General features: G+C 48.9%; 21 protein-coding genes and 1 tRNA gene. 17 read left to right on the top strand and 5 right to left on the bottom strand.

What is annotated here, in order from left to right:
* Positions 1–124: 124 nt before the first annotated feature.
* The gene (locus PGX44_RS04275) at positions 125–898 is read left to right on the top strand and encodes an IclR family transcriptional regulator (RefSeq protein WP_498854382.1); all 774 of its coding nucleotides are present in this window, start codon (positions 125–127) and stop codon (positions 896–898) included.
* 58 nt (positions 899–956) lie between these two features.
* Here the strand turns inward: PGX44_RS04275 and PGX44_RS04280 are convergent, their stop codons facing one another.
* The gene (locus PGX44_RS04280; protein ID WP_498854383.1) at positions 957–1235 is read right to left on the bottom strand and encodes a hypothetical protein; all 279 of its coding nucleotides are present in this window, start codon (positions 1233–1235) and stop codon (positions 957–959) included.
* Between the two features lie 8 nt (positions 1236–1243).
* The gene (locus tag PGX44_RS04285) at positions 1244–1534 is read right to left on the bottom strand and encodes a NifU family protein (RefSeq protein WP_186503084.1); all 291 of its coding nucleotides are present in this window, start codon (positions 1532–1534) and stop codon (positions 1244–1246) included.
* A 220-nt stretch (positions 1535–1754) separates the two neighbouring features.
* Between PGX44_RS04285 and PGX44_RS04290 the strand changes: the two genes are divergently transcribed.
* Both PGX44_RS04290 and PGX44_RS04295 read left to right on the top strand, forming a co-directional pair.
* A complete protein-coding gene (locus PGX44_RS04290) occupies positions 1755–2852 on the top strand; it encodes a glycerol dehydrogenase (protein ID WP_498854384.1) in 1098 nt (365 codons plus the stop codon).
* 174 nt (positions 2853–3026) lie between these two features.
* Positions 3027–4391 (top strand): pyruvate carboxylase subunit B, encoded by a 1365-nt coding sequence (locus PGX44_RS04295; protein WP_186503086.1) that lies wholly within the window; start codon positions 3027–3029, stop codon positions 4389–4391.
* 133 nt (positions 4392–4524) lie between these two features.
* On the opposite strand, the gene PGX44_RS04300 is transcribed toward PGX44_RS04295, so the two are convergent.
* Positions 4525–4601 (bottom strand) — tRNA-Pro (locus tag PGX44_RS04300).
* Between the two features lie 143 nt (positions 4602–4744).
* Between PGX44_RS04300 and PGX44_RS04305 the strand changes: the two genes are divergently transcribed.
* From PGX44_RS04305 to PGX44_RS04320, 4 genes are all read left to right on the top strand, one after another.
* A complete protein-coding gene (locus tag PGX44_RS04305; RefSeq protein ID WP_498854385.1) occupies positions 4745–5530 on the top strand; it encodes a dioxygenase family protein in 786 nt (261 codons plus the stop codon).
* Between the two features lie 104 nt (positions 5531–5634).
* Positions 5635–5796 (top strand): hypothetical protein, encoded by a 162-nt coding sequence (locus PGX44_RS04310; RefSeq protein WP_186503088.1) that lies wholly within the window; start codon positions 5635–5637, stop codon positions 5794–5796.
* A gap of 156 nt (positions 5797–5952) precedes the next feature.
* Positions 5953–6753 carry a sulfur carrier protein ThiS adenylyltransferase ThiF gene (gene thiF / locus PGX44_RS04315; RefSeq protein WP_498854386.1) on the top strand — a complete coding sequence of 267 codons (801 nt, stop codon included), beginning with the start codon at positions 5953–5955 and terminating at the stop codon, positions 6751–6753.
* Positions 6754–6856: 103 nt separating this feature from the next.
* Positions 6857–8149: a Na+/H+ antiporter NhaC family protein gene (locus PGX44_RS04320; protein ID WP_186503090.1), complete on the top strand. Its 1293-nt coding sequence runs from the start codon at positions 6857–6859 to the stop codon at positions 8147–8149.
* Between the two features lie 56 nt (positions 8150–8205).
* On the opposite strand, the gene PGX44_RS04325 is transcribed toward PGX44_RS04320, so the two are convergent.
* Positions 8206–9027, bottom strand: coding sequence for a Cof-type HAD-IIB family hydrolase (locus tag PGX44_RS04325; protein WP_498854387.1), 822 nt, complete (start codon positions 9025–9027; stop codon positions 8206–8208).
* A gap of 150 nt (positions 9028–9177) precedes the next feature.
* On the opposite strand from PGX44_RS04325, the gene PGX44_RS04330 reads away from it, so the two are divergent.
* The 6 genes from PGX44_RS04330 (at position 9178) to PGX44_RS04355 (ending at position 13940) form a co-directional block, all read left to right on the top strand.
* Positions 9178–10188 (top strand): sugar-binding transcriptional regulator, encoded by a 1011-nt coding sequence (locus PGX44_RS04330; RefSeq protein WP_186503092.1) that lies wholly within the window; start codon positions 9178–9180, stop codon positions 10186–10188.
* Complete coding sequence (srlA, locus tag PGX44_RS04335) at positions 10176–10724, top strand: PTS glucitol/sorbitol transporter subunit IIC (RefSeq protein ID WP_186503093.1); 549 nt, start codon at positions 10176–10178, stop codon at positions 10722–10724. The genes PGX44_RS04330 and srlA overlap by 13 nt, the downstream gene beginning before the upstream one ends.
* On the top strand, positions 10717–11712 hold the full coding sequence (srlE, locus tag PGX44_RS04340) for a PTS glucitol/sorbitol transporter subunit IIB (RefSeq protein WP_498854388.1): 996 nt from the start codon (positions 10717–10719) through the stop codon (positions 11710–11712). Before srlA ends, srlE begins: the two co-directional genes overlap by 8 nt.
* Positions 11713–11725: 13 nt before the next feature.
* On the top strand, positions 11726–12097 hold the full coding sequence (locus PGX44_RS04345) for a PTS glucitol/sorbitol transporter subunit IIA (protein WP_498854389.1): 372 nt from the start codon (positions 11726–11728) through the stop codon (positions 12095–12097).
* Between the two features lie 104 nt (positions 12098–12201).
* Positions 12202–13020, top strand: a complete 819-nt coding sequence (locus tag PGX44_RS04350) for a transketolase (RefSeq protein WP_498854390.1) — start codon at positions 12202–12204, stop codon at positions 13018–13020.
* On the top strand, positions 13020–13940 hold the full coding sequence (locus PGX44_RS04355; RefSeq protein WP_498854391.1) for a transketolase family protein: 921 nt from the start codon (positions 13020–13022) through the stop codon (positions 13938–13940). The genes PGX44_RS04350 and PGX44_RS04355 overlap by 1 nt, the downstream gene beginning before the upstream one ends.
* Positions 13941–13997: 57 nt before the next feature.
* Here the strand turns inward: PGX44_RS04355 and PGX44_RS04360 are convergent, their stop codons facing one another.
* Positions 13998–14816 carry an amidohydrolase family protein gene (locus PGX44_RS04360; RefSeq protein ID WP_498854392.1) on the bottom strand — a complete coding sequence of 273 codons (819 nt, stop codon included), beginning with the start codon at positions 14814–14816 and terminating at the stop codon, positions 13998–14000.
* A gap of 223 nt (positions 14817–15039) precedes the next feature.
* Between PGX44_RS04360 and PGX44_RS04365 the strand changes: the two genes are divergently transcribed.
* From PGX44_RS04365 to PGX44_RS04380, 4 genes are all read left to right on the top strand, one after another.
* Positions 15040–15315 carry a metal-sensing transcriptional repressor gene (locus PGX44_RS04365; protein WP_186503099.1) on the top strand — a complete coding sequence of 92 codons (276 nt, stop codon included), beginning with the start codon at positions 15040–15042 and terminating at the stop codon, positions 15313–15315.
* 120 nt (positions 15316–15435) lie between these two features.
* A complete protein-coding gene (locus PGX44_RS04370) occupies positions 15436–17346 on the top strand; it encodes a heavy metal translocating P-type ATPase (protein WP_498854393.1) in 1911 nt (636 codons plus the stop codon).
* Positions 17347–17652: 306 nt separating this feature from the next.
* Complete coding sequence (gene brnQ / locus PGX44_RS04375; protein ID WP_498854394.1) at positions 17653–18987, top strand: branched-chain amino acid transport system II carrier protein; 1335 nt, start codon at positions 17653–17655, stop codon at positions 18985–18987.
* 163 nt (positions 18988–19150) lie between these two features.
* The gene (locus tag PGX44_RS04380) at positions 19151–19783 is read left to right on the top strand and encodes a TetR/AcrR family transcriptional regulator (protein ID WP_186503102.1); all 633 of its coding nucleotides are present in this window, start codon (positions 19151–19153) and stop codon (positions 19781–19783) included.
* The last annotated feature ends 11 nt before the right edge of the window (positions 19784–19794 follow it).

The raw sequence follows: 19794 nt of genomic DNA on the forward strand, positions 1-19794 counted from the left end.
CAGTCTTTTCGTCTGTTACAAGACTCCGCCCGTATGGCGCCTCTCTGGTGGGGCTGCCCTACGGGCGGTTCCATATACGAAACGTGTACAATAGGTAGTCGTACTTCAGGAAAGAAGGATATCTATGGTAAAATCAGGCAACAGTCCTATTGTCCGCTCTGCTGCCCGGGCGTTGGACGTATTGGAAATCGTTGTACAGGCAGAAAAAGCGCCTACGTTTACGATGATTCAAAAGGAGTCGGGGATTCCTAAAAGCTCCTTATCGTACTTGCTGCAGGAACTCGTCCAAAAACGCTATCTGCAGTTTGACAGGGAGCGGAAGGTCTATTATCCCGCCGTCGCATTGCTCTCACTGGCAGCGCAATGTATCAGTACAACCAGTTTTTCCGTCGAATTGACGCGGGGCATACAGGACCTGCAGAAGGAGACAGGGGAAACAACGCACGCAGTCATCCGCGATGGGCGCTTTGCCGTTTTTATTGGCAAACAGGCACCGGCAAAAGCCGTCAGTTCAGTCCTCAATTTAGGCTTTAAACTGGGTGCCCACGCAACAGGCTGTGGCCTGGTCATGCTGGCTAGTGTGCCTGATGAAACACTGCATGCACTTCTTGATGATGTAGACCTGGAGCAGTATACACCGTACACGCTTACGGATAAAACACGCCTTTACCGTGAGCTGCGTCATGTACGCCGCTATGGCTATGCATTTGATAACCAGGGCAACATTCTCGGCGGCTGCTGTTTAGCGGCACCTGTATATAACAGGGAAAAAGAAGTGGTAGCAGCGATTAGCGTCAGTTTTTTGGCAAGCAAGGCGACGATTTCCTATATTCGTTTTCTTAAGCGTAAAGTACAGGCTAAGGCAAAAGAAATCAGTATGCACCTTGGCTATTTATAGAATTGAAAAAGGCCGGCTCCCGGCGGTATGTACTACCGTTGGGAGCCGGCCTTTTATACTACATAGAGTCTGCTTTGGCAGCAGCAAGTGTCGTTCGAAGTGCTTTAAAATCGTCAGCCTCCTGCAGTACGATCATGTCTTTTCGGGCTACGAGGCCATCTGTATTGGCACAGACGACAGGACAGCCGCAGACGACGAGCCAGTAATCGGCTGTTGTCGTACCCTGTTGGGCGTAGATATAGGTGTGCTCTGGAAAGTCTGCCATCAGGCGCTGTACTTCAGCCGCACGGTCGTACGTGCTGTTACAGCCGCCACAGTATTTGATTCCAATAACCATAGTACCTCCTAGTGGTGCCGCTGGCTAAGGATTGCCTTGGCTTGGGCAATAAGGTCATCGCTCACACTGGTGTCTAGGATGACGTCTTCAATTTCCGGGAAGGCAGCCTTTAATCGTTCGGCAACGATTTCTTCTGTCGTAATCGTCGCCGAAGGACAGCCGCTGCACATACCGGTCAGGCGGATATATACGTTTCCCTCTTCTAAGCGCTGCAAAACGACGTTGCCGTTATGGGCAGCCAGAATAGGACGGATTTCTCGATCAAGAACATCTTCTATTGCTTGGGTTGTTAATGCCATATTACAATCCCCCTTTCTTTTTTTGATACTCTCATTGTAATATAGATGACAAACACTGTCAAAAGATAGTGGAAAAAATGATACGAATATACAAATTAATGCGTAAAGCCGTATAAAATTCTTTCTTTTCCGGCGGGGATGTGGTAAAATCAGGTCATACGTGTGTTAATATTTTACAAAGAAACTTATATGTTGTGCAGAACTCAAGGAGGATTTGGAAATGGCAGTAGTACTCAGAGATGTGGGTCAGTATATTCAAGGTGCAGGAGAATTAGATAATTTAGGTAAATTTGTCAAGAAATTAGGCAATAAATTCCTGCTCATTTGCTCTGAACATAATAAGAGCCGCATTGGAGACCGTGTAGAAGCTGCATTGGCAAGCGTAGAAAAAGAAGTGGTATATTCCGAATTCTACAATCAGTGCACGATGGAAGCCATTGATACGGCTGTAGCACGTGGTACAGAAGCAGGTTGTGACGTCATTATTGGCGCTGGCGGTGGTACTGCCATTGATACGGCAAAAGCAGTAGCTACTCTCATGGGTGGTATTCCTTGCGTTATTCTGCCGACGATTGCTTCGAATGACGCTCCTTGTGCAGGCCTTTCTGTCGTATACAACGAAGAAGGCGTTGTCGTTAAGGTTATCAACATGCTCCGCAATCCGGACGTCGTTCTCGTCGATACGGGTATCATTGCTCAGGCTCCCAAGAGCTACCTCGTTTCCGGTATTGGCGATGCCCTGGCTACGTATTTCGAAGCCCGTGCCTGCTGGCGTACAGGTGCCCGTACTATGGCCCGTGGCAACTGCTCCCATACCTCTTTGACGATGGCTAAGCTTTGCTATGACCTGCTCCTCGGTCATTCCGTAAAGGCCTTGGCTGCTGTAGAAAACAAAGAAGTGAATGAAGATCTGGAAAACGTAGTAGAAGCCAGCATTTTCCTCAGCGGCTTTGGCGCTATTTGCGGCGGCCTGGCTGCGGCTCATGCTGTCAACGATGGCTTAGGCGCTATTCCTCAGATCCATGCTAATGGCACTTCGCACGGTGAAAAGGTTGCCTTTGGCCTTTTAGTACAGCTTATCCTGGAAAAAGCACCGCAGGAAGAATGGGATACTGTACTCCAGTTCATGCAGACTGTTGGCTTGCCGACGACACTGGCCGAATTAGGCTTCAAGGATTTCGTTGAAGCAGATCTGCGCCGGGCTGCCAAGATTGCTGCATCGCCGAAAGAATTCACGAAAAACGTTCGTGCCGATATTACGGCAGACGAAGTATACGATGCCATTTTGGCTGCTGACAAAGCCGGAGCCCGTCAGTAATATAAAAAAAGAATATATCGGATAGGGAATAAGGGGGAACATACCTGAGGCGGCCAGCCTGGGGGATGTTCCTCCTCTCTGTCTAAATACGCATAAATGTGATATAATATATGTGTTTTAGTACCTCTTGCCAGGTACGATAAGCAACGAACAACACCAGATGGAGGATATAAAATGGCACAGGTAAAGATTACCGAAACGGTTCTCCGCGATGGACATCAGTCTATAGCGGCGACGCGCATGCGCCTGCGGCAGATGCTTCCGGTTCTGGAAGCAATGGATGAAATCGGCTATAATGCCCTGGAATGCTGGGGCGGCGCGACGTTTGATACGTGTATGCGTTTTCTAGATGAAGATCCGTGGGAACGGCTGCGGACGATTAAAAAGTATGTCAAAAAGACACCGCTGCAAATGTTATTCCGTGGCCAGAATATTTTAGGCTATCGCCACTATGCAGATGACGTGGTCTACGAATTTGTCAATCGGGCCGTTGATAACGGGATCGATATTATTCGCGTCTTTGATGCACTCAACGATCCGCGCAATATGGAAGCCGCTATTAAAGCTGCTAAGGATACGAAGAGTGTACACGTTCAGGGTACGCTGGTTTATACGATCAGCCCGATCCATACGCTGGAATCCTTTACAAAGGTGGCCAGTGAATTGGAATCTATGGGTGTCGACTCCGTTTGTATTAAGGATATGTCCGGCCTTTTGGCACCGTATGACGCATATAATCTCGTGCGCATGCTGAAGAAGCATCTGAGCGTACCTATTGAACTGCACACGCACTGTACCTGCGGGTTTGGTGAAATGACCTACATGAAGGCCGTTGAAGCTGGTGTTGATATTATCGACACGGCCTTGTCGCCCTTTGGCGAAATTACGAGCCAGCCTGCTACGGAAACGATGGTTATGGCACTGCAAGGCAGTATCTATGATACCGGTATCGATACGGAACGCCTTTGGCCGCTGACGGAACATTTTAAAAAGGTCCGCAAGGAACTGGCAGAAGAGTTCAAGCTCACCATGCCGAATCAGATTAACCCGGCTGTACGAAAGTATCAGATTCCCGGCGGCATGCTGACGAATTTATACAATCAGCTCAAAAACCAAGGGGCAGAAGACCGCTTCGATGAAGTTTTGGCCGAAATGCCAAATGTACGTCGCGATTTAGGCTATCCGCCATTGGTTACGCCGACCAGCCAGATTACAGGGTCAGCTGCGGCCTTGAACGTGCTCTTTGGCCGGTATAAGATGATAACGAACGAAGTACGCGATATTGTACGCGGGAAATATGGTCGTGTACCCGGTACCATTACGGAGGAATTCCGTAAAATGTGTATTGGTGATGAACCGGTAATTGATCATCGCCCGGCAGACGATTTGGAACCGGAATTGGGGAAAGCAAAAGAAGCCTTGGCAAAGGAAGGGTTCCCTGATGCAAGTCCTGAAGATATCTTAAGTTATACCTTATTCCCGGAAGTCGCGTTGCCTTTCTTTAAAAGCCGCAAACAGACAGAACAGCCTGTAGATTAATGAAAGCATAAAATAGCCTTAGACCAGAATCCCTTCTTAGAGGCACGATGTGCCGGCACGGGAGAGATCCGGTCTAAGGTTTTCTTTTTGCACAACAAAAAAACCTTTGAACAAAAGTCCAAAGGTTTTTATATGGTCGGAACGGCGAGATTTGAACTCGCGACCTCTTCCACCCCAAGGAAGCGCGCTACCAAGCTGCGCCACGTCCCGCTGACCTTTTAATTCTAATGGATTAAGCCGCTCTTGTCAAGGCCTAATGTATAAAAAACTGTATGGTGGCGTTTTCAAACGAGTAGTTCTATGATATAATATTAATAAATAATAATTATCGATTACTTAAAGGGGGAATTCTGATGAAGAAGATGCCTGTTCTATTTGCCGGTCATGGTAGTCCCATGATGGCTCTTGAAGATACGCCAGTGACGCAGCAATTTACAGCCCTTGGCAAGGACATACGCATGCAGTTCGGTACACCTAAGGCAATTCTTGCCATTTCTGCCCACTGGTATACGCCGGATACGTATGTGCAAACAGCAAAGCAGCCACGCCAGATTTACGATATGTACGGCTTTCCGGAAGAACTGTACCGAGTTGTCTATCCCGTGCAGGGGTGTCTGCCGCTTTCGAAATCGGTACAGTCCCTGCTGGGTCATGACGTAACTGTAAACGATGAGTGGGGCATCGATCATGGCACGTGGACCGTTCTGGTTCATCTTTTCCCGGAAGCAGATATACCGGTTGTACAGCTTTCTGTGGCCCAGAGACTGACGACAACGGAAGCCTATGCCATAGGAGACCGTTTGGCGCCCCTACGTGATGAAGGGTATCTGATTGTGGCCAGTGGCAATATTGTACATAACCTGTCCCGTGTAGAATGGCACATGCGTGGCGGGTCACCTATGGCTGAAGAATTTAGTAATCAGATTCGTGATGCCGTCGTACGGCGGGCTGATGAAGCTGTATTGCAATACAGCACGCTGCCGCAGGCCCGCTACGCCGTACCGGCACCGGATCATTTTATGCCACTCGTATATGTCCTGGGGGCAACGAAAGGGGAAGTTCCCCAGGTCTTTAATGACCATTGTGAATTAGGTGCGTTATCCATGACCGGCTTTGTCTTTGGTATGGATAAAAAATAAGTGGTTATTGATAATATGTTTCTATTGAAAATATTTGCCAAAATGGGTATAATGAATATGTAAGAAAAGCATTTTACATCGTCTGAATGAGGGAGGCGCTGAACATGGGAATAGAATCAGTAAAAAAAGTAAAGTACATCGTATCGGAAGTGTTCAAAGGCTACGCCAGCAATACCTCTGGCGGGTGCTGCGGCGTGTCATTACCGCCGGAAGAACAGCATAAACTGAAAGAACTTAAAGAAGGATCCCAGTGCAGAAATAAATAAGGTTGCTGCGGCCCGGAGTATATACTTACGGGCCGTTTTTTGTTGACAGCACATATACGTTGCAGTACACTGAATACAGAAGAAAACGCACGGCGGGGACACCACCTAGGGTGTCAGGACGCCGTGCGTTTTATTTTATATAGTGAGGTGTTCGTATTGAAAATCGTATTTAATGGAAAGCATCTGAACTGGACAGGTGGTACTGTAACGGAATTGCGCCGGCTTTACGGTGCAGGACAGGAAATTGCTATTATTAACGGCTTTGCTGCCGATGAGGATACGGCTCTCAATGAGGGAGATGAAGTATATCTCATTCCTAAGGACCGGCTGCCACCTAAGGCAGCGCTGGAAGCTATGATGTGCTCCCGCCATACGCCGCGGGTACATGAAAAAGTGCATGCCGGCCGCGTGGCCATATGCGGCCTGGGCGGTCTGGGGTCCAATGCAGCTGTCTATTTGGCCCGTACAGGTGTAGGTCATTTACACCTGATTGATTTTGATACAGTCGATGCGAGTAATCTCAACCGTCAGTCTTACATGGTGTGCGACCTGGGGCAGCGTAAGACAGATGCGCTGGCAAGACAATTACAAGACATTAACCCGTTTATTGACGTGCAGACCAGCTTTGTGCGCCTGACGGAAGAAAATATACCTGAAATCTTAAAGGACGAGCAGATAATCTGCGAAGCCTTTGATAATCCCGATGCCAAAACGATGCTTGTCCATACGGTGCTGGAAAAGATGCCGGATACATATATCGTTTCCGCCTCAGGTATGGCCGGCTATGGTGATAGTAATCGTATCCAAACCAAAAAGATTACAGACCATTTTTACATCTGCGGTGACCAGACAAAAAATGCCTGCCCCGGCCGGGGGCTCATGGCGCCACGCGTCGCTATCTGTGCCGCCCATGAAGCTAACCTTATTGTTGAACTGCTGGTAGATGTACTGAATTAATGAATCGAACGACCCTGAAAGTAGGCTGCTTTTAGGGTCTTTTTTTATTTGGTTTCCGTTCCTTTCCTGTGGTACAATAAGGGCCGTAGAGGAGGCGTGTATTGTGGATTGGCTTGTATTAGCCCTGTTTATTGCCTGCCTGATCGGTTGTGTGCTGCAGGGGATTTCTGTTGTTTGGGCCTTGGCGGCAGGGTATGTAATCTTTTTTGCTTACGGCTTGTATTGCCACCTTACTGCAGGGGAACTTTTGCGTGTCTCGTGGCGGGGCCTGCGCACCGTGCGGACTATTTTGGTCGTCATGGTGCTCATCGGTATGCTGACGACGGCCTGGCGGGCCGGTGGTACCCTGCCTATGATTGTGGCCCTGGCAGGTCAGGTTATCCGGCCCGATGCCTTTATCGTTCTGGCTTTTATTTTAAATTGTCTCGTTTCTGTATTGACGGGAACGTCTTTTGGTACGGTGGCCACCATGGGCGTTATTTGTATGTCCGTATCCCAGTTGCTGGCTGTCAGTCCTGTACTGACAGGGGGCGCCGTCATGAGCGGTGCGTTCTTTGGCGACCGCTGTTCGCCTCTTTCGACGAGTGCCCTTCTGGTAGCGACGGTAACGCGGACGAATATTTTTCATAATCTCGTCCACATGGCCCGCCATGCTGTTGTCCCGTTTGTCCTTTGCTGCCTTATTTACACCGTGTTAGGCTGGCACCAAGGAGGCGGAACGGTAAATCTCGTGATTCAGGATTTATTTTGGCAATATTTTGATCTCAATGGCTTGACGCTAGTCCCGGCTTTGGTCATTATTGCCTTTTCTCTGTTTAAGATAGATGTGCGAAAGACATTAGCCGTCAGCATTGTCATTTCTTTAGTGCTGGCAGTGTGGTTGCAGGGTATGGATATAGGTGTTTTGTTACCTATGCTCATAAGTGGTTATCATATTGCCAGTCCGGAGCTGGCGCCTATGCTAAATGGCGGAGGTATAGTCACGATGGTTCCGTCCATTGCGATTATTGCCTTATCGGCAACGTATGCAGGTATTTTTGAACGGACAGATTTATTGCATCGTTTGCGTGGCTGCATTACCCGTTTGGCAAAGGTGCTCAATCCTTTTGGCTGTATTTGGGTCGTATCCTGCTTTATCAGCATGATTTCCTGTGCCCAAACATTAGCTGTTATCTTGACGAATCAGCTTTGCCGTGACGTGCTGCCAGAAAAAGAGGATATGATGATTGCCCTGGAAGATACGGTTATCGTCAGTGCAGCACTGATTCCCTGGTGCATTGCCGCGGCCGTTCCCTTGGCAACGATGGAAGCCCCTGTCCTAAGCTTGGCAGCGGCTGTATATTTGTATATACAACCCTTGTACAGCTGGTTTACCTTTGGTCGTAAGGGGTGGTAAAGGAAAAGCGCTATTTCTTCATTCGGAGGAAGCAATAGCGCTTTTTTTGCGTTTTATCAGCCTTTCAGGACAAAGCGTTCGATGGCTTCGCCTACGGCACCTTCGTTGTTGTCTGCGTCCGTTACGACGTCGCAGTAGGCCCCGATGGCTGGGTTCAGGTTGCGTACACCTACACTGAGGGAGGCGGCGCGCAGCATTTCGATGTCATTGATGTTATCGCCAATGGCCATGGTTCTTTCTTGCGGAATGTCGAGCAACCGGGCTAAGCGTAAGAGTGCCGTTCCTTTGGTGACCTGCTTATGGTTGAATTCCAGGTAGCGGTTACTGGAATAGCTGACGGTAACCTCATCAAGGAGCGGTCCTAAGTCCTGACGGTACATATTTAAAGTGTCTATGTCCGGATCCATATAGACTATTTTGTAGATTGTTTCGCCACGCAGAAAATCGAGGCTTTTTTCGAAGGTTTCTATATTCGGCATCCGTCCTTCAAGAAATGCCCGTTCAAAGGGAACGTAATTATACAGGTAGACCTTACCATAGGGATAGACGTGCATAGTGATATTGTGTTCTGTGCCATAGGCATATAGCGCAGCTGCCAGGTCCCACGGTAAACCGTCTTCATAAAGAATAGTATTGCCTTTATTTTCTGTAATCAAGGCACCGTTATAGGAAATGACGTATTCGCCGGCTTTGCCAAACTGGCCCAGCGGCTTTTGTACCGGTCCTAAGGATTCAAAACCACGGCCTGTGCAGGGAACGAAGTGCAGCCCTGCGGCCATGGCCTGACGGATAACACGGATATTGCGCTGGCAAATAGACGCGTCGTCCCCTAGGAGGGTCCCGTCCATATCACAGGCAAGAAGAGAGTAAGTAAGCATCTAAATGGTCCTTTCATGTAAAAGTGTATTTCTTTTACTATACCGTGCCAGCCTGGGAATAGCAAGGCTGCTTTGAAAACTACTGGACAAGCAATGCGTTTCTTCGTATAATAAGACTGTTAAATTTACAAAAAGAAAGGCATAGAACAAATGAAAAAGTTGGTAGATGATCTGCGATTGATTTACAAGTGCTGCAGCCTCTACTACGAGGAACAAAAGGGGCAGCAGGAAATTTGCGAGAGTCTCGGTGTTTCCAGACCCTCTGTGTCGCGTATGCTGAAATCCGGAAAAGAATTGGGTATCGTCCGTATTGAGGTGATCAATCCTCAGGGACGTACACAAGGCATATTGGAAAAGCAGCTGGAGCAGGCTTTTGGCCTGAAAGAAGCGATGGTCGTAAGTACGGGTGCGACTACGCCAGGGAATGGGACTGTCGGAGCCGCACTGGGGAGTACAGCCTTGGCGTATTTGGCCAGGGTACTGCACGGCGGCGATTGTGTGGGTATTTCCATGGGTTTGACCTTGCGCCAGGTAGCTCAGGCACCGTGTAATACGCTGGAACCGGTTCACTGTACATTTGTTCCCCTTGTCGGCGGTATTGGCGAAGGGGTCGATACGCATGCCAATTTTTTGGCCGGCGAATTTGCCCGTCGTTTCGGTGGCGAACGGCTGCAGCTCTATTCGCCTGCCATTTTTACGGATCCTGCTGTCTTGCAGGGCTTCCGGCGGGAAGAAGCAGTGCGGCATGTCTTTGAAATGTACGAACATTTAGATACGGTCGTATTTGGTATTGGCACGTTAGATAACAGCCAGTCTACGGCCGTTCGTTTGCGTTACGTAGACAGGACGACGCTGGCTGCCTTTTCGAAGGCTGGCGCTGTAGGTGATATTTCCCTGCAGTATTATGACAAAGACGGGAATACGGAGCCGTACCGGGCGTATAACGAACGGGTAGCCGGCTTGCAGCTGCCGGCGTTTAAAAAGATAACGCGGCGCATTGCTATTGCCGGCGGTGCCTATAAAGCCCAGGCTGTATTAGGGGCCTTGCAGGGGGGCTTTATCAATGTGCTTTTAACAGATGAAACCTGTGCACAGGAACTGCTCAGATTAAAAAATCATGCTCATTTACGGGAAAGGCAGGGAAAAACATGGAAACAGTAGCAGCCTTGGCGAATGGCTTTATGGCGCTCTTTAAAGCGGGCGGTGAGACCTTTACGGCTTTTGTAACAGGCATCATCCCCTTGATTATCGTACTCATGACAGCAGTCAACTCGCTGATTAAGCTGATCGGGGAAGAACGGTTTTACAAACTGGCAAAAAAAGCCACGCGGTATACACTGACACGGTATACGGTTGTGCCCGTTTTGGCTATTATTTTTATGGGCAGTCCGATGTGCTTTACCTTTGGCCAGTTTGTGGAAGAAAAGTATAAGCCGGCATTTTATGATGCGGCCGTCAGTTTTGTCCATCCTGTAACGGGTTTGTTCCCACATGCGAATGGCAGTGAACTCTTCGTTTACATGGGTATTGCTGCAGGCGTCCAGGCAATGGGCTATGAATTGGGCGAATTAGCAGTACGCTACTTCCTCGTCGGCCTGGTAGTCATCCTCCTGCGAGGAATTATTACAGAAAAAATTTATTTGTATTTGCGCGCCCGTGACGGACGGCAAGAGACTAAGGAGGCCGGCCATGTATAAGTCCATTATTGTACGCCGCGGCAGTGGCGGCTGGGGCGGTCCTTTGACGCTTATCCCGACAGCAGAAAAACATAAAATCATCAGTATTACCGGTGGTGGCATTCACCCGCTGGCCTTAAAAATAGCCGATATGTGTGGCGGTGAAGCCATAGACGGTTTTTCCTCGGCTGTGCCGGAAGCCGAAATCCTGGCTGTCGTGATCGATTGTGGCGGTACGGCCCGTTGCGGCGTATATCCTAAGAAAAAAATCCTCACGATTAATGTGCTGCCTGTAGGCCAGTCAGGTGCCTTGGCAAAATTTATGACACCCGATTTATACGTTTCTGATGTCAAAGAGACAACCTTGGATTATGCAGACGAGTCTTCCGTTCAAGCTGCGTTGCTGCAACAGGAAGACGTAGATGCCGTGCATAAACGGGAAGATCTGAAACGCAAAATCGATGCGGCCCGGGCTTCGCAAAAACGCAATATCGTCACCCGTATCGGGATTACAATCGGTCAGGTAGTCAATAAGTTCTATGCAGCCGGCAGGGAAACGATTGATGTAACCATCAAAAATATTCTGCCCTTTATGGCCTTCGTCAGCATGATTTTGGGAATCATCAATGCCAGTGGGATTGGCAATTTTATTGCCGAAACCATTTCACCGGCAGCAGGATCCCTGCCAGGCCTGCTGGTCATCTCATTTGTCTGTGCCATTCCCTTTATTTCACCGATTTTAGGCCCTGGTGCCGTCATTGCCCAGGTCGTAGGAACGCTGGTAGGGGCAGAAATTGCGTTAGGCCATATTCCCGTACAATATGCTTTGCCGGCCCTCTTTGCCATTGATGCCCAAGTAGGCGCTGATTTTGTGCCTGTTGGCCTGAGCCTGGGTGAAGCCGAACCGGAAACGGTAGAACTGGGGGTACCGGCGGTTTTGTATTCGCGGGTTCTCACAGGCCCCTTAGCCGTATTGATTGCCTATGCAGCCAGCATAGGGATGTATTGAGGAGGAATATACGTTGAAGTATCATAGTGTCATTACTGAAATCGGTGCAGAAGCCTTGAATTTTTTGACGGATGAGTCCGTACCGTTTATTATATTATTTACTGACACAGTACCGCCGGAATTGGCGGAGGTAGCCGTATTGCACCATGCAGATTCCGTTTTTTCAGCGCCTGCAGCTGGAGATACGGTACTGATCGGTGAAAAAGTATTTGAAATTACGGCCGTAGGTGACAGTGTTGCCAAGACACTGCAGGAGCTGGGCCACTGTACGTTATGTTTTCAAGGCAGTGAAGAGCCAGAACGGCCTGGCTGTATTATGCTTGACGGTGAGGAAATGGTAACGCCTGATGATGTAAAAGCCGGGACTGTGCTGGAAATTCACTGATATGATTCGAGATTAGTATCCCCTATGGTCTGGTTACGAATACCGATACATGCTACAATAGGTGTGCAGCTACTATTTTTTATTAAGATAGGAGATTATATCACATGAAAAATGAAGAACTGGCGCAACATGCCTGCCATGTGCGCAAAAACATCGTAAAGATGCTGACAGAAGCCGGCTCGGGACATCCGGGCGGATCTCTTTCCGTTACTGATATTTTGCAGGTTCTCTATTTTGAAACGATGCATGTTGATCCGAAGAATCCAAAGAAAGCGGATCGCGATCGTTTTGTCCTTTCTAAAGGTCATTGTGCACCGGCTTTATATGCGACGTTGGTCGAAAAAGGATATTTCCCGGAAGAAGAATTATGGCATCTGCGTAAATGTGGCGCCATGCTTCAGGGTCATCCCGATATGAAACATACACCGGGCATAGATATGTCGACCGGTTCTTTGGGCCAAGGGCTTTCCTGTGCAAACGGCATGGCTCTTACGGCTAAGCTCGATAAAGCAGATTGGCGTGTATACGTCGTCTGTGGTGATGGCGAAATCCAAGAAGGTATGATTTGGGAAGCTGCTATGTCGGCAGCTCATTACAAACTGGATAACCTGACGGTATTCGTTGACCATAATGGCTTACAGATCGACGGCCCGAACAATGAAGTCATGACGGTTAATCCGATTGACGAAAAATTCCGTGCCTTCGGCTGGAATGTTCTTTCTATCAATGGTCATGACTACGATGAAATCCGTTCCGCTCTTACGCTGGCACAGCATACGAAAGGCCGCCCGACGGTTATCATCGCCGAAACCATTAAGGGTAAAGGCGTTTCCTTCATGGAAAATCAGGTAGGCTGGCACGGTAAAGCACCGAGCAAAGAAGAATGCGCAGAAGCATTAAAAGAATTGGGAGGCGAAGCATAATGGGTATTGCTACACGTGCCGCATACGGTGAAGTTCTCAAAACTGAAATCTATAAGAACCCGAAAGTCGTCGTCCTGGAAGCCGACTTAGGTTCGGCTACTAAATCGACAAACTTTAAATCCGTCGCTCCGGAACGGTATTTTGATATGGGTATTTCCGAACAGGATATGATGGGCACAGCTGCCGGTTTTGCTGCTGCCGGACGTATTCCTATTGCCAGCACCTTTGCCGTTTTTGCCGCTGGCCGGGCTTTTGAAATTATTCGGAATTCCATTTGCTACCCGAATCTGAACGTAAAAATTTGTGCTACCCATGCAGGCCTTACGGTTGGGGAAGACGGTGGCAGTCATCAGGCTGTAGAAGATATTTCCCTCATGCGTACCCTGCCGAATATGACGGTCATCAATCCGGCCGATGCTAAAGAAGCAAAGGAAGCCGTTAAAGCAGCTGTGGACTATGTCGGTCCCGTATATATCCGCCTTGGCCGTGCGGCTGTAGAAGATATTCACGATGACAGCTACCAGTTCCAGTGGGGAAAAGGCGAAGTCCTGCGCGAAGGCAGCGACGTAGCCATCATCGCGACGGGCATTATGGTAGAAAAAGCCTTAAAAGCAGCAGCAACGCTGGCTGCTGAAGGTGTGCAGTCTACGGTCGTTAACATCCATACGATTAAGCCGATCGATGAACAGCTGATTATCGACGTAGCTAAAAAGACAGGCAAAGTCGTAACGGCTGAAGAAGCTTCTGTCATCGGCGGCCTGGGCTCGGCTGTAGCAGAAGTGCTGGCAAAAAATTGCCCGACGAAACAAGCCTTTGTCGGCATTCAGGACACCTTCGGCGAATCCGGCTCCCCAGCAGAGCTGCTTAAGAAATATGGCCTTACGGAAGAACACATCGTCAAGGCTGCTAAAAGCTTATAAGATACGTCGCACAACGAAAAAAAAATCCCGCCCGGCGTTTGCCAGACGGGATTTTTTTTACGGTAAAGGGTCGATCTGATAGATGCGGGCTGCGTTTTTCCAGAAGACATCGTCCCAGTGTTCTTCTGGGACGATAGCTTTGGTAAAGGCAATATAGTCTTCCAAATTGGCTAAAGGCCAGTCGGTACCAAACATGACGCGATCCCAAAGGCCGGCATATTCGAGCCAGCCTGCCAGCGTCTTTACGTACCATTCCTTTTGCTTCAGGAATCTGGGCATGTCTGCAATCTTTCCTTCCAAAAGGCCGGATAAATCGACGGCTACGTTTTGATTCTTTTCCAAAACGGCAATAGCCGATTCAAGAAGCGGATTGCCAATGTGGCACATGACGAGCTGAACATTGCGATGGCGCGTGGCCGCTTCATCCAGGGTGAAGGGATGGCTGTATTTGAGGAGCGCGTTATCCGTCGCTGTCAGGCCTGTGTGTACGGCCACGGGCTTATGGTATTTGGCAGCCAGTTCAAAAAAAGGATCCATGACAGGATCGTAGACGTAAAAGTAGTTATAGCCCGGGTATAGTTTAAGGCCGACGCATTCCGGCCGCTGCAGATGGGCTTCTACGAGTTCGAGCTGCTGCGTATGATCTGTACCTGCGGCAACAAAGCGGTCTAAGCCTATGCAATAACGCATGAAAGGCGGGTAGTGGTGATCCTCCAAGGCCAAAGTGCGATTGCCCATGACGACACCGCAAACAATGCCCAGGCGTTTATATTCTTTTTCCAAATGAGCTGCCGTATTTTCGTGGCCTGCCGCACGGGCCAGGTCATCAAAACCGGGAAAATCGGCAAAATGAAAATGTGCATCGATTATTTTCAAGGATATCAGCTTCTTTCTTTATGCGATCACCTTTATTATAGCATATTTACGTCCTATTCCTGCGATGGCGTTGAGATAATTTCTAAATTTTATCACCAGAAGAATATGGGGACTCGACAAAAGGTCCTTGTCCATATACACTATAAAGGAGAGTGTGACAGGAATACCTGTCCCGGACTAAAAGAAAACCTGCCGGACACAGGTCGTTAGAGGAGGCGAGAGGATGAGACAGTGTATGGATGCAGACAATTTGCATCGCCGTTTAAAAAAAATTATTGGCCAGGTACAGGCCATTGACCGCATGATTGATGAAGATGTACCCTGTGAAGACGTGCTGGCCCAGATCAATGCAGCCAAGTCGGCTTTGCACAAATGTGGTCAGGTCGTACTGGAAGGTCATATTAAGCATTGTGTCAAAGATGGTATTGAGCATGGTGATGCGGACGCGACGATAGAAAAATTTACAAAGGCCGTCGAACGGTTTGCCAATATGGGATAAAAGCGGTTCCGTACAGGGGATGGTTACATATTCTGTACGGGCCGTTCTTTTTTTTAATTGACATCCCATACCCCTATAGGTATAATGTACCTATACCCCATATGGTATAAAGGAGGAGCTATGGATACATGCAAACAGTTTGTTACAGAAAAGGGGCCTGTCCTCTGCCTGGTACTTTCCGGACTGGCACTGGCCTCCAGTATATTTGATCTCGTGGCACTACCCTTTGACGCGGCCTGGGTTGCCATCCTTCTCTGCGGCGTTCCCATCGTCTGGGAAGCACTGGCAGGGTTGGTGACGCGCTTTGATATCAAGGCCGATGTCCTTGTTTCCCTGGCCCTGGTGGCGTCTGTTCTCATCGGCGAGGATTTTGCTGCCGGGGAAATTGCCTTCATCATGCAGATCGGCAGTTTCCTGGAAGAACGGACTGTAGCACGGGCTCAGGCCGGACTCGAACGCCTGGTTCATCTCAGTCCGCGTACAGCACGCCTGGTAGAAGGGGAGGAAATGCGTGTCGTACCGGCTGAAGAGGTGCCTGTCGGTGCAATTCTGCGTGTCTTGCCGGGTGAAACAATTCCCGTAGACGGCGTCATCCGGGATGGCCGTACTTCTGTGGATCAGTCCATCATGACTGGCGAATCTCTGCCAGTCGATAAGGAGACCGGTGACAGTGTCGCCAGTGGTACAGTTAACCAGTATGGTGCGTTTGACATGGAAGCAACCCGTGTCGGTGAGGATAGTTCGCTCCAGCGCATGATCCGCCTTGTCCAGTCGGCGGATGCAGGCAAAGCAAAGATCGTTGGCCTGGCTGATCGCTGGGCTACATGGATCGTCGTCGCAGCCCTGGCCTCAGCAGCGGGTATTTGGGCTGTTACAGGAGAAATAATCCGGGCTGTGACCATTCTTGTCGTCTTTTGTCCCTGCGCCCTGGTTCTGGCGACACCGACCGCGATTATGGCAGCTATGGGCAATGCTACGCGTCATGGCATTCTCGTTCGTGCCGGTGATGCATTGGAACGTCTGGCCCAGGTAACACGTATTGCTTTTGACAAGACCGGCACACTGACCTATGGCGAACCCCATGTGACGGCTATCCATAGCTTTGACGAAGCTGTGCCGGAACTGACACTCTTTGCCTGGACTGCTGCGGCAGAAGCGCGTTCAGAACATCCGTTAGGCCAGGCGATCGTCGCTGATTACCTGCAGGAAGAGGGCCGCGTCCTCCCGGCGGCAACAGACTTTATGATGCTGCCAGGCCGTGGTGTCCAGGCCGTCGTCTCAGGGAAACGCCTCGTGGCAGGCAATCTGCGCCTTTTAGCAGCTGAAGGCCTGACCCTCACGGAAAAACAGACGGCACAAGTAGAGCGTTTTCTATGTGATGGCTGTACGGTCATCTACCTGGCCCTGGACGGAAAGGTAGCCGGTTTTGCCGCCCTTTCAGACCGTCTGCGCAGCGATGCCCGGGAAACCATGGCAGGCCTGCGCCAGGCCGGTACAGAGCCAGTCCTGCTTACAGGGGATAATGAAAGTGCAGCCTGGCATATAGCCCGTACCCTCAGCCTTACGGATGTCCGTGCCTCCTGCCTGCCTGAAGATAAACTTCGTTATATAGAAGCCCTTCAGACGAAAGGGGAAAACGTTTGCATGGTCGGCGATGGCATCAATGACGCACCGGCCCTGAAAAAGGCCTGGGTCGGCATTGCTATGGGCGGTGCCGGCAGTGATATCGCTATTGATGCAGCTGATTTGGCCCTCGTCGGTGACGACATTCATGAACTGCCTCACCTCCTGCGCTTATCGCGGCATATGATGCGGGTCATCCGCTGGAATTTGACCTTTTCTATGAGTCTTAATTTTATTGCTATCATTTTGGCTGCGACGGGGCTCCTGCATCCCGTTGTAGGTGCCCTGGTTCATAACGCCGGTTCCGTTTTCGTCATCATCAATTCAGCCTTCCTGCTTACGTGGCAGGAAAAGGGAAGCCGTTCCTATGGCGGACCGGCCGTTTACCGGCAGGCAGAAACAACCTGACGTATCCCCTTGAAAAAGAAGAGCGTCCTGTAATAAAAGACAGAATATAAATTATTTTAGCAGGTCATACACAGAAACCCGGATAGGAACGTCTTATTTAAGGCGTGATCCGGGTTTCTTACACTTTTATATTCTATTTACAGAAAAACATTATGATTTTTCAGGTATAACTTAAAAAATAAGAAAATACATAGCGAAGATAAATGGAAATGTATAGAAAACTTTCACTTTGACAGGTGTATATTATATTGCGTATAATGAGGCTTGTGGAAAACGGCGGAGGCTTCGGAAGGAGCTTCGCTTATCATGGTAAAAAAAGGTATGCAGATCGGTTTATTGATTTTTGGTATGACCTTTGGTGCCGGAAATCTTATTTTTCCACCGTCGCTGGGGTTTCAGGCCGGCCCGGCCTTTGTGCCGGCTATTATCGGCTTTATTTTATCCGGCGTCGGTATGCCTGTCGTGTCACTCATCATGGGGACGTTTAACCCTGGTGGCTTCCGGGCGGAAATGAATCGAAAAATATCGCCTTTATTCTCGTTAGTTATTTTAACCTTAATTTATTTGGCCATTGGACCTTTGATGGCCATTCCCCGTACGGCGGCTACGTCTTTTTCCGTAGGTATTTTGCCTATTGCTGGTGATGGTACATGGCAGCTGGCCGTATACACTCTTTTATATTTTGCACTGGCTTGGTGGCTTTCGATTACGCCATCCAAACTCCTTTCCCGTATTGGCAAGGTTTTGACACCTATTTTTGCTATTATGATCGTGATTCTTTTTGTCGTAGGACTCATGGTCTATACGTCTCCGGAATTGGCTGTGCCTGCAGGCAAGTATGCTTCAGCTGCCTTTGGCAGCGGCTTTATTGAAGGCTATAATACGGTGGATACCATCGCAGCCTTTGCCTTCTGCATCATTGCCCTGCAGACGATGCAGCAAATGGGATTTGCCTCGAAACGGGAATATTATATCAGCGTTTGGGCAGCCGGTGCCTCTGTGGCAGTCCTCATGGGCGGCCTCTATCTGGGCTTAGGCCTTTTGGGGAACCATTTTCCTATTCCGCCTGAAGTGTATCAGAATCCCTCTATCAATCTGGGGGCCTATGTCCTGACCCAGGCTTCGTATACACTTCTCGGTTCTGTAGGGGTATGGTTCCTGGCGGTCATGGTAGCCTTGGCATGCTTTACCACCTCTGTCGGCCTGATTGCAGCCGTTTCGGAATTTTTTGCTGCAGAATTTCCCCGTATTTCCTATAAAGGCTATGTAACGATCATTACGGTTTTCAGCTTTGCCGTTGCCAATATGGGATTGAATCAGATCATTACGGTGTCCCTGCCCTTATTGCTGTTTGTGTACCCCATTGCCATTACGGTTGTCATGCTGATTATTGTCAACAAATTTGTCCGTCTCTCCCGTCCGGGCATGCGCCTTTGTGTAGCTGTTGCCGGTATCTGTGCCGTCATCGATATTCTGCATCAATTTGCCGGTGTGGCCCTTGCCGGTACGATTATGGAAGGACTGCCTTTGGGTGCCAGCGGCTTAGGCTGGATGGTACCGGTTTGCATCTGTCTGCTCCTTTCCTTGGTGTTGCCACAGAAGATAACCGGCCAGGTTGACGTCGTAGAAGAGACAAAGTAATTGTAAGAGCCCCGTGCGTTTTCCCCAAAAAGACTGCTTCAATGAATGGGCGTTGGAGCAGTCTTTTTACTTTCTAAAAATATATTGACAAGAAATGAATTAGATTCTAGAATATAGATAATTATTTTTGTAAGGGGATACCTTAGCAAATGGAGGAGTTTTCATGAAAGAAACAGCCATGACCGGTAAACGGGTAACGAAGCGGCAGTTACAGACAGAGGCAAACCGGCAGTACATCATGAACGTGGCACAGGAATTATTTTCCCGGCAGGGCTATGAAAAGACGTCTATGAAAGAAATCAGTACAGCTGCCCGCCTGCCCATTGGCTCGTTGTATTATCATTTTAAGAATAAAGAAGACCTGTTGCTGAAAATCTGTGTCGACATTGCCAGAACACCTATGCCGAATCTGTCGCAGGATACGGTACAGAAGGCCAAAAAGCCTTATGGTCATCTGTTTAAAGAAATCGATATGTATGGTGATGTGTGGGCCAATGCAGGGGAAGCCTTCGCTTATAATGTGTATAAGACGTTTGAATACATTTATGATACAGAACACAGCTACTTATCAATCGATTTTTATAATAATATCCTCAACTTCATAAAAGTAGCCCAAAACATGGGTACCTTTGACACGTCCGTTTCGGCAGAAGAAGCGACAGAATACCTCTTCATGATTATACGGACACTGATCTATGAATGGTCCCAAACGCGGTCGCACCATGAAGACGTGTGGCTCTGTGGCAAGTACTTGCCGCGTATTTTAAAAACCTTTATGAAAGAGCAGACAGAATAACGCCCGGACGG

Origin of the sequence: Caecibacter sp. AF58-12pH5A (genome assembly GCF_027681725.1) — a bacterium.
GTDB lineage: Bacteria > Bacillota > Negativicutes > Veillonellales > Megasphaeraceae > Megasphaera > Megasphaera hominis.

Coding starts and splice junctions, on each gene's coding strand:
- PGX44_RS04365 (WP_186503099.1), top strand. CDS start 15,040: ATGAGACAGTGTATGGATGCAGACAATTTGCATCGCCGTTTAAAAAAA.
- brnQ (WP_498854394.1), top strand. CDS start 17,653: ATGGTAAAAAAAGGTATGCAGATCGGTTTATTGATTTTTGGTATGACC.
- PGX44_RS04310 (WP_186503088.1), top strand. CDS start 5,635: ATGGGAATAGAATCAGTAAAAAAAGTAAAGTACATCGTATCGGAAGTG.
- PGX44_RS04285 (WP_186503084.1), bottom strand. CDS start 1,534: ATGGCATTAACAACCCAAGCAATAGAAGATGTTCTTGATCGAGAAATC.
- PGX44_RS04295 (WP_186503086.1), top strand. CDS start 3,027: ATGGCACAGGTAAAGATTACCGAAACGGTTCTCCGCGATGGACATCAG.
- PGX44_RS04380 (WP_186503102.1), top strand. CDS start 19,151: ATGAAAGAAACAGCCATGACCGGTAAACGGGTAACGAAGCGGCAGTTA.
- srlE (WP_498854388.1), top strand. CDS start 10,717: ATGTATAAGTCCATTATTGTACGCCGCGGCAGTGGCGGCTGGGGCGGT.
- PGX44_RS04330 (WP_186503092.1), top strand. CDS start 9,178: ATGAAAAAGTTGGTAGATGATCTGCGATTGATTTACAAGTGCTGCAGC.
- PGX44_RS04370 (WP_498854393.1), top strand. CDS start 15,436: ATGGATACATGCAAACAGTTTGTTACAGAAAAGGGGCCTGTCCTCTGC.
- PGX44_RS04290 (WP_498854384.1), top strand. CDS start 1,755: ATGGCAGTAGTACTCAGAGATGTGGGTCAGTATATTCAAGGTGCAGGA.
- PGX44_RS04325 (WP_498854387.1), bottom strand. CDS start 9,027: ATGCTTACTTACTCTCTTCTTGCCTGTGATATGGACGGGACCCTCCTA.
- srlA (WP_186503093.1), top strand. CDS start 10,176: ATGGAAACAGTAGCAGCCTTGGCGAATGGCTTTATGGCGCTCTTTAAA.
- PGX44_RS04350 (WP_498854390.1), top strand. CDS start 12,202: ATGAAAAATGAAGAACTGGCGCAACATGCCTGCCATGTGCGCAAAAAC.
- PGX44_RS04305 (WP_498854385.1), top strand. CDS start 4,745: ATGAAGAAGATGCCTGTTCTATTTGCCGGTCATGGTAGTCCCATGATG.
- PGX44_RS04275 (WP_498854382.1), top strand. CDS start 125: ATGGTAAAATCAGGCAACAGTCCTATTGTCCGCTCTGCTGCCCGGGCG.
- PGX44_RS04355 (WP_498854391.1), top strand. CDS start 13,020: ATGGGTATTGCTACACGTGCCGCATACGGTGAAGTTCTCAAAACTGAA.
- PGX44_RS04280 (WP_498854383.1), bottom strand. CDS start 1,235: ATGGTTATTGGAATCAAATACTGTGGCGGCTGTAACAGCACGTACGAC.